Consider the following 14,448-nt stretch of genomic DNA (forward strand, 5'->3'; position numbering starts at 1 on the left):
ATTACTTCACCTCCACCGCATCAGATAAATGCTCATTAATATATCTGCAAATAGCAATCTGTTCTTCGACAGGCGGGACTACCATATAAACATTTTTTACAATAGTCGAATTTAGTCCGTTCATTATTGAACCTTTAGATTTCAGTAAAAGTTGCTCATATACAGCTTCACTCTCATACAAGTATTCAAAATATTGAGGGAACATTAAACTTGATAAGCGCACTTTAATAAGATGTGAATCCATAATTCCAGGAGAAATACCCTCTGGAACTACACAGCATTTTCCAATTGTACCCATCATAGAAACTACAATATCATAGGGAAGCACTTCATAATTCTTTAAGCGCAAATAGTTGTCCTCTGTAACGAAATTATCACCATATTCGAAATCTCTACGAATCAAATTGGCTTGGCCATATACTTTAAATTGCCCATCGTCAGCACTTACAACTTCATTTGTTAGAGCGCTCCCAAAAGGTCCTACTTTTATCCCGTCGTTTCCCTGTTTGATAACATACTTTATACGCTTAACTTCCCAATGAGCAGGAATCTTTCCAAACCAGATTAAACCGCTATCTTTCAATTCTACCGTTGGGTCAAGGCCTCGCAAAAGTGTTTCCAAAACAAATAAATCACGGTATTTTTTCCCCAATTGAAGTTGATCTTCATAAGTAGAAATCAAAGCGTCCAAATTTCTTTGCTCAACATCATTAACAGAAAATATATGTTGCAAAGCAACTGTATTTTGCGCAATTTTATTGTGAATTCCTTGGGCGGTGTCGTTTCTACTATATTCATAAAAATATTGTGTAAAGGCTATTTCCGCACCTATACGCTCTCTATTTGAAACGCTTACCTTTTTAGAAGGATCAAATTCATACAACCAGATAGCGTCAGGTACATGGGGATATACTTCCGCCTCAAAATATTTTTCCGGGTCCTGGGTGAGCTTGATGATCTCGGTGTCCTTGGTGGTGGTATCCTTGACAATTTCGCCCTTTCGGTCTTTCTGCACCACGGCAGTTTTGTCCATCACCGCCAGCACCATGGCAATGCCGGTCAACCGGCTGGCAGACATTCCCTCAACCTTGCCCAGCAGAGATTTCAGATACTTTTCAAACTCGCCATAATCCATAAACATCTGGTCAGAACGGTTGGCTTCCAGAATAGTCAACACATCCGCCACAAACTGCTGGCCCGCCAGATATTTCTGGTATTTTTTCTCGTCGGCAGCGCTGCGGGGGTTCATCTCTTTCAGCTGTTCAAAATCCGTCTCATTGAAAATGCTGGAGTTACTGGTGAAGTAGCTGCTGGTCCGCAGCCGCTCGATGCTCTCCTCATCCAGCACACCCCGGCGCTGCAACGGCTGATAAACCGCATACTCTTTGTACATAAACTCCTCGTTGGGGAAAATCTTGCAGTACTGGTTTTCCTCGAAGTTGGAGTACAGCTCGGTGATTTTTACCATGCTATCCCGGTCGATTTCACGGCGCTTTTTGCCCAAAGATTTGCGCAGGGGCTTCCACATATCCACCGCATTGATCAGCTGCACCTTTCCACGGCGGTCAGGGCGCTTATTGCGGGACAGAATAAAAATATAAATACCGATGTCGGTGTTATAGAAAAGCTGGGTAGGCAGGGCAATAATGGCTTCAATTAAATCTTCCTCCAGCATCCAGTGCCGAATCTGGCTTTCACCGCTGGTGGTTCCGCCGGAGAAAAGAGGCGAACCATTGGTAATAATCGCTGCACGCCCGTTTTTCTCATCCAGCTTATTGATGGCGTGCTGCATGAACAGCAGCTGGGCGTCACCCGTTCCAGGCAGACCATGTTCAAACCGTCCGCCCTTCTTGTTTTCCTCACGGACTTTCTTCTCTTGTCCTTCCGGTGCATCTTTGCCACCCCAGGGTGTACCAAACGGGGGATTCATAATCACCAGCCGCATCTTCTGATCCGGGAAGCAGTCCGTTTTCAGGGTGTTAGCTTCCTCATCACCCATAATGTTTTTCACATCCTGGCCTTTGATGAGCATATCTGCCAGACAAATGGCGTAGGATTCGGGATTGATTTCCTGTCCAAACAAGCGCACATCCACATAGGGATTTTTGCGGCGCAGGAAATCATAGGTAGTGGACAGCATACCGCCCGAACCACAGGCAGCATCCAGTACGGTGGCAATTTTACCCTCATCCGTCAACAGGTCGTTGCAGCCCTCTGCCAGCAGTACATTGACCATCAGACGAATCACTTCACGGGGCGTATAGTGATCACCGGCCTCGGCGTTTTCAGAAAAACGACGGATAATATCCTCGAAAATGTAGCCCATCTTCATGCTGTCTACATGGGCAGGGTACAAATCCAAATCGGAGAACTTTTTAACCACGCTGTAAAGACGGTTGCTCTTGTCCATCTTGTCGATCTGAGTACTGAATTTCAGCAGTTTTTCTAGAATCAACTGGATGTTGGCGGAAAAGCCTTCAATGTAAGACTTAAGATTGGACGCAATGCTGTCGCTGTCATCCAGAAGGCGTTTAAGAGTAAACTCGCTGGTGTTGTAAAAGGGGTACTTGGAAACCTGGCAAAGGAGCGCAGCAGGGAGGTTGGGGTTCTGCTTGTGCTTTGCCACAACTGCATCTTTGGTAGCCTCCAAAGCGCACTCAAATCGACGGATAATGACCATGGGGATAATAACGTCCTTATATTTATCCGAGGTATAAGCTCCACGGAGAGAGTTGGCAATGGACCAGACCAATCCAACTTCCTTGCTTACGTCAATGGACGTATCATCAAACATAACTTCGTAAAAATACTTATCTCTCATTTTATGGGTTCTCCTTCACTATTCTCTTGAAAAGACGCAAACAGGGCAGCAACACTTTCGATCTGATCGGAGGTCAGATTACAGCCCTCCAGCTTTCGCATTGCATCTACCAAATCCTTGTTTTGTGTGATAGTTCGGCAAATATCCGGCGGAGGCACTTTCCGAATTGCCATATACAGGCGATCCATACGCTGGCGTGCCTGCAAATCCGGTTTTAGCTCCTTAATCAGCTTGTCATAGACCTCCGCTGTTGGAGCGTTAACACCGTCTTCTATATATTTCATGTTGGAACGGGGCAGACCGACCCTTTTGGCTAATTGGGATTGGCTGAGCGTTCCACGGCAATCACGAATCAATAAACCGAGTTCGATTATCATGCCCTTGGCTTGTTGATCCACAGCCACCTTGTTAGGCAATTCGGCACCTCCTTTCCATAATTGTTCTATGTTCTATAACATAGAACAATTATACCAATCCGGCATTGATAAATCAACAAAATTCATCGTTTTTCTGCGCTGTCTACAACAAAAATTTGCCCTATCCGTACGCAAAATACGAATAGGGCAAATGAAAATATTACAGGCGTTCTTCTTGTCTTGTGATATCTTTTGTTTTTGTGCTGGGTCGGAATAAATTCCACAGGCCATTTCGTTCTATCACCGTTTCGTAACGATGGAGTTTATTCCGCAAAAGTTCATTTTGCTGCTCTAAACCTGCGGTGTTGAGCTGACCACGAACGGACTTATACTCTGCCAGCTCTGCGGTCAGTGCGGCGACCTTAGCTTTCAACTCGCTTATCACTTTCATCGCTGCTTCCAAAGCCTTTTGTAGCTTGGATTCCTTGCGCTCCTGGACATAGAACTTCTTTGCCGTAGCTGCCAGATTTTCATATTCAGAACGTTCCAACATAACTTTAGAGGAAAACGGAACGGCATGGGGTTCTATTTGCTCCACTTTCTGAACGGCAATCTGCTGTTTTTGAATATTCTCAATTTTCTTTTCCAGCGAAGCTGCCTGTTGCTCTTTCTGCTGTGTTTGTGCTGTGAGTTGCTCCAATCGTTCCTGTTCCCGTTCCACCTTGAACTGTGTCACGGTCAAATGCTCCTCGGAACTGCCCCGTTCTCCACGCTCCACATCCGTATATCCAGCGTTTCTCATAGCTTGGAAGAAATCGTCCTGGAGAACGCTGTAAGACTTCCGCAGTACCGGCTTGCCATTCTTCTTGAGAATAGGCACACCCTGTTCATCCAATGCCGGTTTAGACAGCCATTTTTTGCTGCTGCTCACCTGCATGATTGTTTCCTTGACGGTTCCCACAAGCGATTTGTCTTTGCACCTCTTGGACCAGAGAATCTGCTTTTCCACAACTGGAACATAGACCACATGGAGATGATAGTGGAACACATCCTGCCCCAGCGCTTCGGACATGGCCTGGTTACGCTCATCGGCGTGCATGACGGCAGAGAGAATATACTGTTCGCCACCCACGATCTCTACGGCTGCCCTGTAAGCGTCCTCATAAAATTGTTTGGCAAACTCATACCCGCCATGGTTATAGAAGTAGGCGGAGTTTACATCAAAAATCAGTTCTCCGTAAAGGTTAGCGTCCGATTTCAGGCCACGAGTGGAGATTACACCGTCTTTTTCCATCTGAGCAAACATCTCTGCATATCCGGCGGTGGGCTTCTTAAAATGGATGTTCTGAGAGGTACGTTCCGGTATAATATCAGGATTGGTGTAGGATTCCTTTTCTCGTTCGTTGTGCCGCTGAGCATTACCAATTTTGGCGGCGGTCAGGTTAACGTTTCTTGCACTGATACGGTCAATCCCGTCGTTTCTCGCCATAGAGCTCCTTTCACGTTTGTGCGGCCTGCGGGCCGGGGCGCACTTCCTGCGGAAGTGTAATAACCCACTATGATACTTTCATCCTGCGGCTGCAAAGTATCGTGGGCTCTCCGAGGGGGATGCGGCTCCTGCGGGAGCCTCCCTGGCTTGCGTGTGCTATCCACACAGCAAGCCAGGTGTGTCCGGCATCCTTGCTCCTGTAAGCAATCCTGCCGCCCACAGTTCGGGAAAATTCACCGGATTCTCCCGAACCCTCCATCTCCAAATCTGCGGATTTTTCGATGGGGACGGTGGTGCGATACCAGAGTGCAACTCTGTGCAGGAAATGCAATAAATGCAGATAATTCCGGTTTCATGCGGCGGGGTTCACGATGATTTTCACATCGGCTGGTCTGCCCACCGACTGGCGTTCCGGTTCTTCCAGCCGAATGTATCCATGTCCCTCCAGCAGTTCCAGCGTCGGAAAAATCTCCTCCGTTTTCTTGAAGAACTTTCCCCGGCACATCTGAAAAAGCTCTGAACGCTTGACCATCGATATGTTCTTCTTTTTCAGCTTTGCCAGGACAAATTTAGCTTTCTGAATGCTCAAGTCAGTACCCATCATGGAATAGGCGTAGGTGGAATGAGCCAGAAAGTATTTGCCGATCTGAATCGCCTTGCTCATCGTAGAAGCTGTCACTTCTGCTTTGTCATCTTCCATATCAGCACAGTGCAACAGTCCCGCAATCCGGAGTACGGCACCGATATATTTGCTTGCCCAATCGGAAATTGCCTGCCCCTCGCCAACCAGAAACTTCTCATGTTCCTGAAAGTAATCGGCCATCAGGTCAAAGGCTTTTTCGGAAAGGTGTACCGTCTGGGCATCTCCAGCAATCGGCAGAGCCATCAGGCGAAAAATCAAGCTGCGGTAAGCGGCAGTTACTTCGGGCGGAATCGGCTGGGTACGAAAGACCCGGCTGCCAATTCTGGATGGTGGGGACGCATACAGGAAGCGGGCAATCAAGCCCCGCCCGGTCATGGTGGTATTGGACATGATTTCATCCAGCACACTGGGCTGAATTGAGAGGATAGCTGACAATGCCGGGTGCATGATGCACTCTGCTTCACGGGTCATTCGATCCACATAAATGGCATCTCCACAATGACCTTTCAGCCAGACATCAATGTTAGATTTGTTGGAATACCGTCCTGCCATGATGTCAAAGATGCCGCCCTCGGTGGAGATCACGGAGAACACTCCGTTGTTGGCCGCCATTAAGCTGGTCAGAGCTTCACTGGAACAATCGTCCGCAAAAAAGCGAACCGGCTTTAGTTCTGGAGTTTCTTCCAGCTGTTCCTGAAGCTGCCTCAGCTCCAGCTCCATTTCCCGGCTTTCCTTGCGCTCCAACTTCTTTTGCAGACCGGAAATCTGACGCTCCAGAGCTTCCCGCTGCAAATGGTTTTCCCGGATTTCCATGCTGTGCGCCTTGTTATATTCCTGCTCATACTCATAAAGGAATGTAGTCATATCCCGCATGACGCTGGACTTTCGCTCCCCCGGTGCGGCGATTACCACTGTGTACAAGCTCAAAGGCTCACAGTATCCCGGTGTTCCCTCTATCTTGTACTTTCCTTGTAAGCAGGTTGCCAGCACACCCAGGCTGATCACCGCTGCCATGTCAGGGGCAGTCTGACTGTGTTCAGCTACCGCACTCACATAATTCCGAATCACATCCGGGAGAGCGTCTACTGGAAAAGCAGGCAGATCACTCCACTGTGGCGTCAGCGGAACAATAGGTTGAAAAACCGGTGACGGCTCCGTTTTTGGAGTGTAGACCTCCCGACAATGCTCGATTGCCTTCTGAATGGTGATTGCACCATACGTTGTGCCGGATTGCTGTCGGTCCCATTTATCCCGCATCAATCCCGACTGTCGGAACATAGTGTCCATCTTGGCGGCATCCCGTCCTGTCCAAAAGGCAAGGTGGCTGCACAGCGCCAGATCCGCCTCCGAAGGGGACGAATATCCCTCCAACGAACCGCTCCAAAGGGCTGTGAACGCTGCCCCATTCTTACAGCTCTTTGCCAGTTGCAGAAGCTGCTCCATGCTTAAATCAGAGTTTTTTGCATTTATTGCATTTTCTGCGCCTACCTCTGGCCTGCGCATGAACTTGTCCAGTAACACTTGCAGCTCCTGGGTCCGGTCCCCATACTCATAATCCTCACAGCGGTTTCCGGTCACGGTGACATATTTGTTGGTTGCTCCCGCCACATAAACCTCTATTCCAGCCTGATGGTTCATAATGTAAAATCGCTTGGTATCATACTGAAAGCCTTTTGCCGAAAAGAGGATGTGCAGACCGTTTCCACTGGGGCTGTACTCGGTATAGCTGTGCATTAAGGCCACAATTTCTGCGGCGGTCTGGGTGTAATAGCCGCTGTCCGAAACGCAGTTATCCAGGTCAATCGCACAGATGCCGTTGAAAATGCCAATTCCGATGCCATCATATCCGCTGGCCTGCACTGCTGTTTTATAAGGTACAAAGCTGGAAGGATCGTTGCTTTTCGCTCCCAGGCCGGTTTCCGGCTGGTATGGCACCTTCGTTTTCCTTCCATTCCGTTCCTCGTACTTCCAGCAGCAGAACAGACCATTTTGTATGATGCTGTCTGGTAAAGCTGTCAAATTCTGTTCCTCCTTAAATAATTGTTGAATTTGGCAGCTGTCGTGTTATAATATCCTTGCTGAGTGATAGTCACACGGCAGCTGCCGTTTGTACTGTCCGCCAAGAGTTCTCATCTGCCAGGATGAGGGCTCTTTTTTTATGCGGTTTCCGGCTGGAAGTATCCAATTTCCTCCCACACCTTTCTGTCGGGGCAGTAGTAGTTGTACTCGTTGGAGTTCTCCAGCTTGATCGCATAGCCGAATTTCAGGATTCCCTGCTGCAACCCAATGCGCACATACTGGGCATCCTTGTGCATGGCGGCTGCAATCTCGGTGATGGGGACATTGCGTCCAGTGAAGGGCGGCAGTTCGACATAAACTTTCTTCTCCATGTGAATGACCTCCTTATTACCGATATACGAATTATTAGTTCGTATTTTGATTATAAGCCATCCAAGACTACTTGTCAACACTAAATGCGAAAAAATTATTCGTATTACGACCTTGTAATTCGCACAGCTTCATGTTACAATACAAACGAGGTGATGACAATGCACAGCAACCCGGCCGAAATTGGCGAGAGAATCAAGGCAGCCCGCAAGGCGGCCCACTTGAGCCAAACAGAGCTGGCACAGCGTTTGGACAAGACGATGCGCACAGTTCAAAAATACGAAAGCGGTGAAATTGAACCGTCCATAGCGATGATCAACGCCATCGCCAAAATCTTAAACATATCTCCGGCAGACCTGATTGGCTACCAGAAACCTGAAATCCAGCTGGACAGCCTGTCTGATGTGATTGCGGTTCTTTACCAATTGAACAAGAAGGCCGGTATCCGTTTCGAGATCGATGTCCAGCGCCCGCCCCACAGCGAAGAATGGTCCTGTTCCCTGAAATTCAAAGGGAATGACCGATCCGCAGAGATGAACGATTCCCTGTGTCTGATTTTGGAAGAGTTCCGGGACGAGCGTGAAAAGCTGGAAACCTATTGGACCGATCAGGAATCCTTTGACCGCTGGATTGAAAAGGAACTGGCCTACTACGCAGACGCCAAGTTGCAGGACAAGGAAGTGGAAGTCCTCTCCGATTTGGAACGCATTCAGCGGCGCAACGAACTGGACCGTCAGATGCTGGAGAAAATGAAAAAGGCCGCCGAAGAAAACGGCGACCAGGAGTAACAGAGGTTGTTGCATACCCTTTATCAAATTTAATCCAAACGCTGGGAGAAAGGAAGTTTGAGATTTTTTGAGACTACCCAACGGATATGGCAGCGTCAAGAAAATGTCCGGAAAGCGAAGAAGACCCTATGCAGTGAGGAAAACGGTCGGTTGGCACATCAATCCTGAGACGGGAAAACAGGTTCAGGAGCAGATCACCATCGGCTATGCAGCAACCAGGGCAGAGGGGCTGCAAATACTGGCAGAGTACAACAACAATCCCTTTGACGTCAAGGCATCCAAGGCAACCTTCCAGGAAGTCTACGAGCACTGGTCAAGGGAAAAGTTCCCGACCATCTCCAAGTCAAACGTAAAAGGGTATGAGGCGTCCTATCGGGTATGCGGAACGCTTTACAACAAGGTGTTTCGGGACATTCGGCTGATGGACCTTCAATTTGTGGTGGACACCTGCGGGAAGAATTACCCCACCCTGAAAAAACTCAAGGGGCTGTTCAACCAGCTGTATGCCTACGCCATGAAAAATGACATCTGCAACAAGGATTATTCCGAGTTTGTGGATTTGAGCCGGTACAAGGATAAGAACCCCAACAAGCGTGACCGGAACAAGTTCACAAAGGAGCAGATTGCCCGCCTTTGGGAGCTTGCGGAGGACCCCTACTATCAGATCGTGCTGATGCTGATCTACAACGGTTGCCGCATCTCGGAGTTCCTCGATTTGAAGAAGGAAAACGTACATCTGGAAGAACAGTACTTTGATGTGATCGCCAGTAAAACCGAGAACGGCCTGCGGAAAGTTCCCATTGCCGACAAGGTGCTGCCATTCTACAAAGCTTGGTACGAAGGTTCCCAGTGTGAATATCTGCTCCACACGCCGGATCAAAAGCACTTTGATTACAGGAACTACTACGACAGTTACTTCACACCCCTGATGGAGCAGCTTGGATATGACCAGACGCCGCACTGTACCCGGCACACCTGCATCTCCATGCTGACAGAGGCCCATGTAGACCAAACCATGATCAAGAAGATTGTCGGACACTCCGGTGCCATGACGCTCACCGAACGTGTCTACACCCACCTGGATATTGAAACACTGGTGGAGGCAATCAACAAGATTTAAAAAATGATGGAAAAACCGTGCAGCACAAAAAAACAGGAGATACGCTCCTTGCGGAACGATCTCCTGCTTCATAAGGCTTTTGTTTTCGCTTGCGATTCTTGTTCCTTGTGTGCTCCTTGCTTGCTCCTTACGGAGGAAAACGGAACGCTTTTGAGGAACTCTCACAACTCCAAAACCATCCAATTTTCTGCAAAACAGCGTCCAAAGACGTACTGAAAAGCAGTGGAAATTATCTCTTGGGTAAGTGAGATTAGCGCTGCAGAACTGAGAAGTGAGCATGCTGCTCATCTCCGGTAAGCTAAATCGTCGCCCATACAAATTCCTAGACTGGAAATCTTCTCTTGAACTCTTTTTCCGCAACCTGTTGCTCTTTACTTGATAATCCGCGGTTCCATCCTTGACCAAAGGATCGACCGTCTGGTTCAAAAGGTGATGCCGCTGACTGCGACTCATTTAGAGCGGGAGATCGTCCGTCTGAACTGGGAAAAGCAAACCTTGCTGACGGAACAGTTGAGGAACGAGTATACCGCGCAGATGGATTGTATTGAGTCCAATCAGCTGAACTTTCAAGAGAAAAAGCTGGTGGTCCGCAACCTGATTCAGGCGATGTAGCATCAAGGTGATCAAGTAAAATCCTTTGGGGCTTTTAGGTATTGTTCGAAACATGTCAAAAGCATCGGGACAGGCTACTCACCTGCCCCGATAGAACAATGTTTTCTTCCTTTGTAAGAACACAGCCTAGGGACCGCACTCTCAAACAACGGCTCACCACTGGACTGCCTACCAGCTTGTCTGTAAGTGTCCTATACCACCTCTGAGGCTGACGCAAAATCACCGGGTTCCCAAACCCTGCTCATTCGTTGCTCCACCCCCATGATATGCTCCGCCATTGCGGCACGAGCTCGATCAAAATTGTGTTCCGCCAGCCCCAAAATAATGGCACGGTGTTCTTCCACAGCCGCAGTTTTCGAAGCGCGCAGAGTCGGGGATAAGATCAGGCATCGGGATGAATGCGTGTTAATCCGATAGACCAGATCGAATAAAAATCGGTTTTCTGTGGCTCGAGCCAGCGTAACATGGAAGCGGGAATCCTGCAGAATATATTCGGAATAATCGTCTGCAGATTGCATCTGGAGCTTTTCCTGGTGGATAAGCGTATCCTCTAACTGCGCAAGCAGCGTCGGAGTCACCTTGTCCTGCAATTCTTCAATCACTGTAAGTTCAAGCGGAAGACGCACTTTACGTATGTTAATCGGATCCTCCGGCGCCAAATCACTGACAAAGGTATTCTTTCCTTTCGTCTCCACAAGTCCTTCGTCGATGAGGCGGCGGAGCGCTGTGCGCAGGGGTGTACGGCTAATAGAGAGGCTTTCAGAAAGCTTCTCTTCGATTAGCTGTTCTTTGGGCATCAACTCATGAAAAATAATGGCCTTTCGGATCATTTGATAGGCCTGCTCTGATAGAGTATCTCTTTGTTTAATCTCACTGAGCACAATCGATTTCCCCTAACCCCTTTGTAGTATTCCAAAAAACTTGGTGCGGCCCCGGAGGTTTCAACGCTCCTGGCTGACTCAAAACTCTGATCGTATCAGTCAGGGGGGTCTCCTATCCATCCTGCATATGGCGTCTGCTTTTGTTTAATGATTCAATACCACTTTTTGTAATTCATTTTATCAGTTTATTAAATACTTTTCAAGGGTTTTCAACATAATAATTGGAAGCTTTCCAAACGTATATTCCATGTGAACACGCTCGGTCCATTTATGGGCGTCCTTGCCGTGGCAGCCAAAATTAAATGCAGGAATATTCAGGCGTTTAATCTGCTCCAGTGGCACAGGATAGATTGTGTTCATATTTGGCATATTTTTGACCAGTGTGTCGATAGAGGAATCGGTATCATCTAGCTTTAAGTAGCTGCTGTCTGTCAGTACGGGAAAGAACTGCATCATTTTCAGCTCCTCGCCCACCACAGGCTCCAGCTCCTTGAGCAGTGCCGTTACGCTGTCCAGAAGGTGAGCTTCCTCCGGACTTTCATGCTTCAGTGTATTCCGGGGGCAGTAGGGGGGAGCAAGGAAAACCACAACGGTGGGCGTATTGATATTATTGACCGTACACAGATATTCCACGATCTGCAGGCAGATATCCCGGAAGTCCATAGTGGTGGCCAGGCCCTTTTGAGAGATCTCCTCAATCACCTGGTCTACATCCGGATTTACTGCTTTTCCACGAGTGTACAACTCGTCATAGTCCATCACCTGAAGGGCGTACTCCCGCTTTTTATAGGTCAGTCCGGTCATCTGGCAGTATTTCTGACTCTGCCCATCGGTATAGGCATCCACCGCCTTCAGCGCATCCATGGCGACGGATTTCAGCCGGACAAAAATGTCGTTCATCTCCATGTTGTGGATAAAATAGTTAAAGTAAACAAAGGTAGAAAAGGCCGTCTGCACATCGTAGGCAGGTTTCAGATCCCTCATCTTCAACGTGGTAGGGGGCATTGTATATTCCCCATTGTACACATCGCTGAATTCAGCCCGCAAGTCCATGGCTTTGATAATCTCCGCAGCCACTAGAGAGGCACTGAACCCCTCATACCCCTGGCCCGCATGGGTTGGCTTGCCAATAATGTAGAAGCAGGGAAGTATCTTCCCCACCGCGCCGGCATGGAAGTAGTGGGCTGTATCTCCGGGAAACGCAGGTGAGATGAAGTCCGTATTCATTGCCATCTTATAAGTGAGCTGATACTTCTCCTTCAGCTCCTCAAGCATATCCAGAGAGTGGATAATCCCAGTATGCTGGTTTTCCTCCACCGGGTTTGTCATAAAAATCAGATTGCCATCAAACATGTCCAAATGCTGCGTAAAATATTTCATCAGAACCAGATTCACCGCGTCACCGCATTTCATATCCGAGACGCCCCGTCCAAACATCCACTCGCCGGACTCAATATCTGCCAGAACCTCTGGATCGTTTGTAATGGCCTTAATTTTTTCCGGAAGCGCGTCGCAATCAAAGGCGTATTCCTGAATAGATCCATAATCGCCAATTCCCACAGTGTCGCAGTGTCCATGGAGAATAATAGTTTCCTTACTGTTACTCTTGGTACCGAAAGCAATCGCAATGACATTCACTCGCTTCCATGGGTCATCCTTCAGGGGCTGCACGATCAGTTGGTCCGGATGCTCAGAAAAGTAGGGCAGATCCCGGAGCCACTGAGCCATGTGTTCCGCAACCTCGCGCTCTCCCTGCGTGTTGTTCATACTGGGAATCGAAACCAGTTTTTTTGTTAAAAAGAGGACCTCCTCATAAAACGGGTAATTCTGCATGCTTCTACCTCCTAAACAGTATAAATTTGATGACCTTGATCCATTTGTATTCTGTATACAATGAACACAACTTCATTATACGTACCAAGTCCAAAATTGTCAAGATTGAAATAAAAATAGTTAATATCCTTTTATAAATTGGCTGTTTGTACGATTCCAGTTTGGAATGAAAAACGATACCATTACATTATAGTCGAAACTTGAATAAAAATCGCTTGACATTCTCCACGAAATATTGTACGCTTAAACAAATAAAATGTATACAGAATACAGAATACAAGTTTACAAAGAGTAGTGTCATCTTTTTTCACACGCAAGAGAAGCGAACCGACTACGATCTTCTACTGTTCATTTAGTTGGAAATTCGAATGGCCATCAATCTATGGTCTATCAAACAAACGGTGGTCATTCGGTTTGCAAAATATTTATTTTATGGAGGGCGTTGAGGATGAAGATGCGAAAGTACACTGCGATAGGCCTTGCACTTGCGATGCTGGCTGGTCTGTCTGCCTGCGGCAATGATAGTGGCGGCGGCAGCGGCGAAGCCGGAGAATACCGTCTGGTCATCGGTACTACAATCCAGGATGACTCCGCTTCTGGAATTGCGCTTCTCGAGTATTTCGAACCCTATATCGAAGAAAACTCGGGCGGCCGGATCCAGGTTGAGGTACAGAACAACTCTGTTTTGGGCGGCGACCGTGAGCTCTTTGAGGCTCTGCAGCTGAATACCGTCCAGGCCACCTTCGGGCCCATGTCCACCTTGTCCAACTTTGAGCCTAACTACCAGGTGTGCGACTTTCCATTCCTATTTACAACGAAGGAGCAGGCGTACGAGCACCTAGACGGTGAGTTTGGAACCAAGTTGGCGGAGAACCTACCCAACGTAGGAATGCGGCTTTTGGCCTATGGCGAGAATGCATTCCGTAACATCTCCAACAGCTCCCACCCCATTGAGACGATTGACGATCTGACCGGTTTGAAAATCCGCGTCATGGAATCTCCGGTTAACATCGCCACCTATGAGCTGTTGGGGTGCACCCCCACCCCCATGGCTTTCAATGAACTCTACACCGGCCTGCAGCAGGGCACTGTGGACGGCCAGGACAACGGCGTGGTACTGACCTATACCTCTAAGCTATACGAAGTTCAGAACTACTACAGCTTTATTGGACAGATTTACGCCCCCAACGCCATTGTGGTATCCGAGGCGTTCTGGCAGAGTCTCCCGGAGGATTTGCAGCAAGTGGTGCAGGAGGGCTCCGATTACGCCATGGAGAATCAGCGCCGTTTGAACACCGAGATGGAGAACTCTCTTCTGCAGGAAATGGTTGACAACGGATATCTGGAGGTCAACTACGTGGAAGACGAAGCCCTCGCGGAGTTCAAAAAGGCCACCCTCCCCGTGTGGGAGCAGTTCAAGAGTGAGATCGACCCCGAAATTTATGAGATGGCCGTTGAAATTCGCGATAGCGCAGCATAAAACGCTTATCGGCACCGCCGCCTCCTCTTCGGTAAGG

11 protein-coding genes are annotated in these 14,448 nt (G+C 48.2%); 4 read left to right on the forward strand and 7 right to left on the reverse strand.

What is annotated here, in order from left to right; translation table 11 throughout:
• Position 1: 1 nt before the first annotated feature.
• The 5 genes from H6B31_RS04695 to H6B31_RS04715 form a co-directional block, all read right to left on the reverse strand.
• A complete protein-coding gene (locus H6B31_RS04695; protein ID WP_204897440.1) occupies positions 2 to 2,821 on the reverse strand; it encodes an N-6 DNA methylase in 2,820 nt (939 codons plus the stop codon).
• On the reverse strand, positions 2,818 to 3,237 hold the full coding sequence (locus H6B31_RS04700; RefSeq protein WP_204897441.1) for a helix-turn-helix domain-containing protein: 420 nt from the start codon (positions 3,235 to 3,237) through the stop codon (positions 2,818 to 2,820). The genes H6B31_RS04695 and H6B31_RS04700 overlap by 4 nt, the downstream gene beginning before the upstream one ends.
• A 160-nt stretch (positions 3,238 to 3,397) precedes the next feature.
• Positions 3,398 to 4,666: a plasmid recombination protein gene (locus H6B31_RS04705; protein WP_204897442.1), complete on the reverse strand. Its 1,269-nt coding sequence runs from the start codon at positions 4,664 to 4,666 to the stop codon at positions 3,398 to 3,400.
• A 352-nt stretch (positions 4,667 to 5,018) separates the two neighbouring features.
• On the reverse strand, positions 5,019 to 7,328 hold the full coding sequence (locus H6B31_RS04710) for a phage NrS-1 polymerase family protein (RefSeq protein ID WP_204897443.1): 2,310 nt from the start codon (positions 7,326 to 7,328) through the stop codon (positions 5,019 to 5,021).
• A 137-nt stretch (positions 7,329 to 7,465) separates the two neighbouring features.
• Complete coding sequence (locus tag H6B31_RS04715) at positions 7,466 to 7,699, reverse strand: hypothetical protein (protein WP_033121804.1); 234 nt, start codon at positions 7,697 to 7,699, stop codon at positions 7,466 to 7,468.
• 159 nt (positions 7,700 to 7,858) lie between these two features.
• Here H6B31_RS04715 and H6B31_RS04720 point away from each other — a divergent pair, with 159 nt between their 5' ends.
• From H6B31_RS04720 to H6B31_RS04730, 3 genes are all read left to right on the forward strand, one after another.
• A complete protein-coding gene (locus H6B31_RS04720) occupies positions 7,859 to 8,485 on the forward strand; it encodes a helix-turn-helix domain-containing protein (RefSeq protein ID WP_243418842.1) in 627 nt (208 codons plus the stop codon).
• 133 nt (positions 8,486 to 8,618) lie between these two features.
• Complete coding sequence (locus H6B31_RS04725) at positions 8,619 to 9,605, forward strand: tyrosine-type recombinase/integrase (protein WP_346014037.1); 987 nt, start codon at positions 8,619 to 8,621, stop codon at positions 9,603 to 9,605.
• A gap of 429 nt (positions 9,606 to 10,034) precedes the next feature.
• Complete coding sequence (locus H6B31_RS04730; protein ID WP_204897446.1) at positions 10,035 to 10,217, forward strand: hypothetical protein; 183 nt, start codon at positions 10,035 to 10,037, stop codon at positions 10,215 to 10,217.
• Positions 10,218 to 10,408: 191 nt separating this feature from the next.
• Here H6B31_RS04730 and H6B31_RS04735 read toward each other — a convergent pair whose 3' ends face one another.
• On the reverse strand, positions 10,409 to 11,098 hold the full coding sequence (locus H6B31_RS04735; protein WP_204897447.1) for an FCD domain-containing protein: 690 nt from the start codon (positions 11,096 to 11,098) through the stop codon (positions 10,409 to 10,411).
• 180 nt (positions 11,099 to 11,278) lie between these two features.
• Positions 11,279 to 12,931, reverse strand: a complete 1,653-nt coding sequence (locus tag H6B31_RS04740) for a M20/M25/M40 family metallo-hydrolase (RefSeq protein WP_204897448.1) — start codon at positions 12,929 to 12,931, stop codon at positions 11,279 to 11,281.
• 448 nt (positions 12,932 to 13,379) lie between these two features.
• Here H6B31_RS04740 and H6B31_RS04745 point away from each other — a divergent pair, with 448 nt between their 5' ends.
• Entirely contained in the window at positions 13,380 to 14,411 is a 1,032-nt protein-coding gene (locus tag H6B31_RS04745) for a DctP family TRAP transporter solute-binding subunit (protein WP_204897449.1), read from the forward strand.
• Positions 14,412 to 14,448 lie beyond the last annotated feature (37 nt).

The organism is Pseudoflavonifractor capillosus (assembly GCF_016899775.1).
Classification (GTDB): domain Bacteria; phylum Bacillota; class Clostridia; order Oscillospirales; family Oscillospiraceae; genus Lawsonibacter.

Bases quoted from the DNA above. Each gene is read 5' to 3' on its own strand.
- H6B31_RS04720 (WP_243418842.1), top strand. From the start codon at position 7,859: ATGCACAGCAACCCGGCCGAAATTGGCGAGAGAATCAAGGCAGCCCGC.
- H6B31_RS04740 (WP_204897448.1), bottom strand. From the start codon at position 12,931: ATGCAGAATTACCCGTTTTATGAGGAGGTCCTCTTTTTAACAAAAAAA.
- H6B31_RS04715 (WP_033121804.1), bottom strand. From the start codon at position 7,699: ATGGAGAAGAAAGTTTATGTCGAACTGCCGCCCTTCACTGGACGCAAT.
- H6B31_RS04705 (WP_204897442.1), bottom strand. From the start codon at position 4,666: ATGGCGAGAAACGACGGGATTGACCGTATCAGTGCAAGAAACGTTAAC.
- H6B31_RS04695 (WP_204897440.1), bottom strand. From the start codon at position 2,821: ATGAGAGATAAGTATTTTTACGAAGTTATGTTTGATGATACGTCCATT.
- H6B31_RS04745 (WP_204897449.1), top strand. From the start codon at position 13,380: ATGAAGATGCGAAAGTACACTGCGATAGGCCTTGCACTTGCGATGCTG.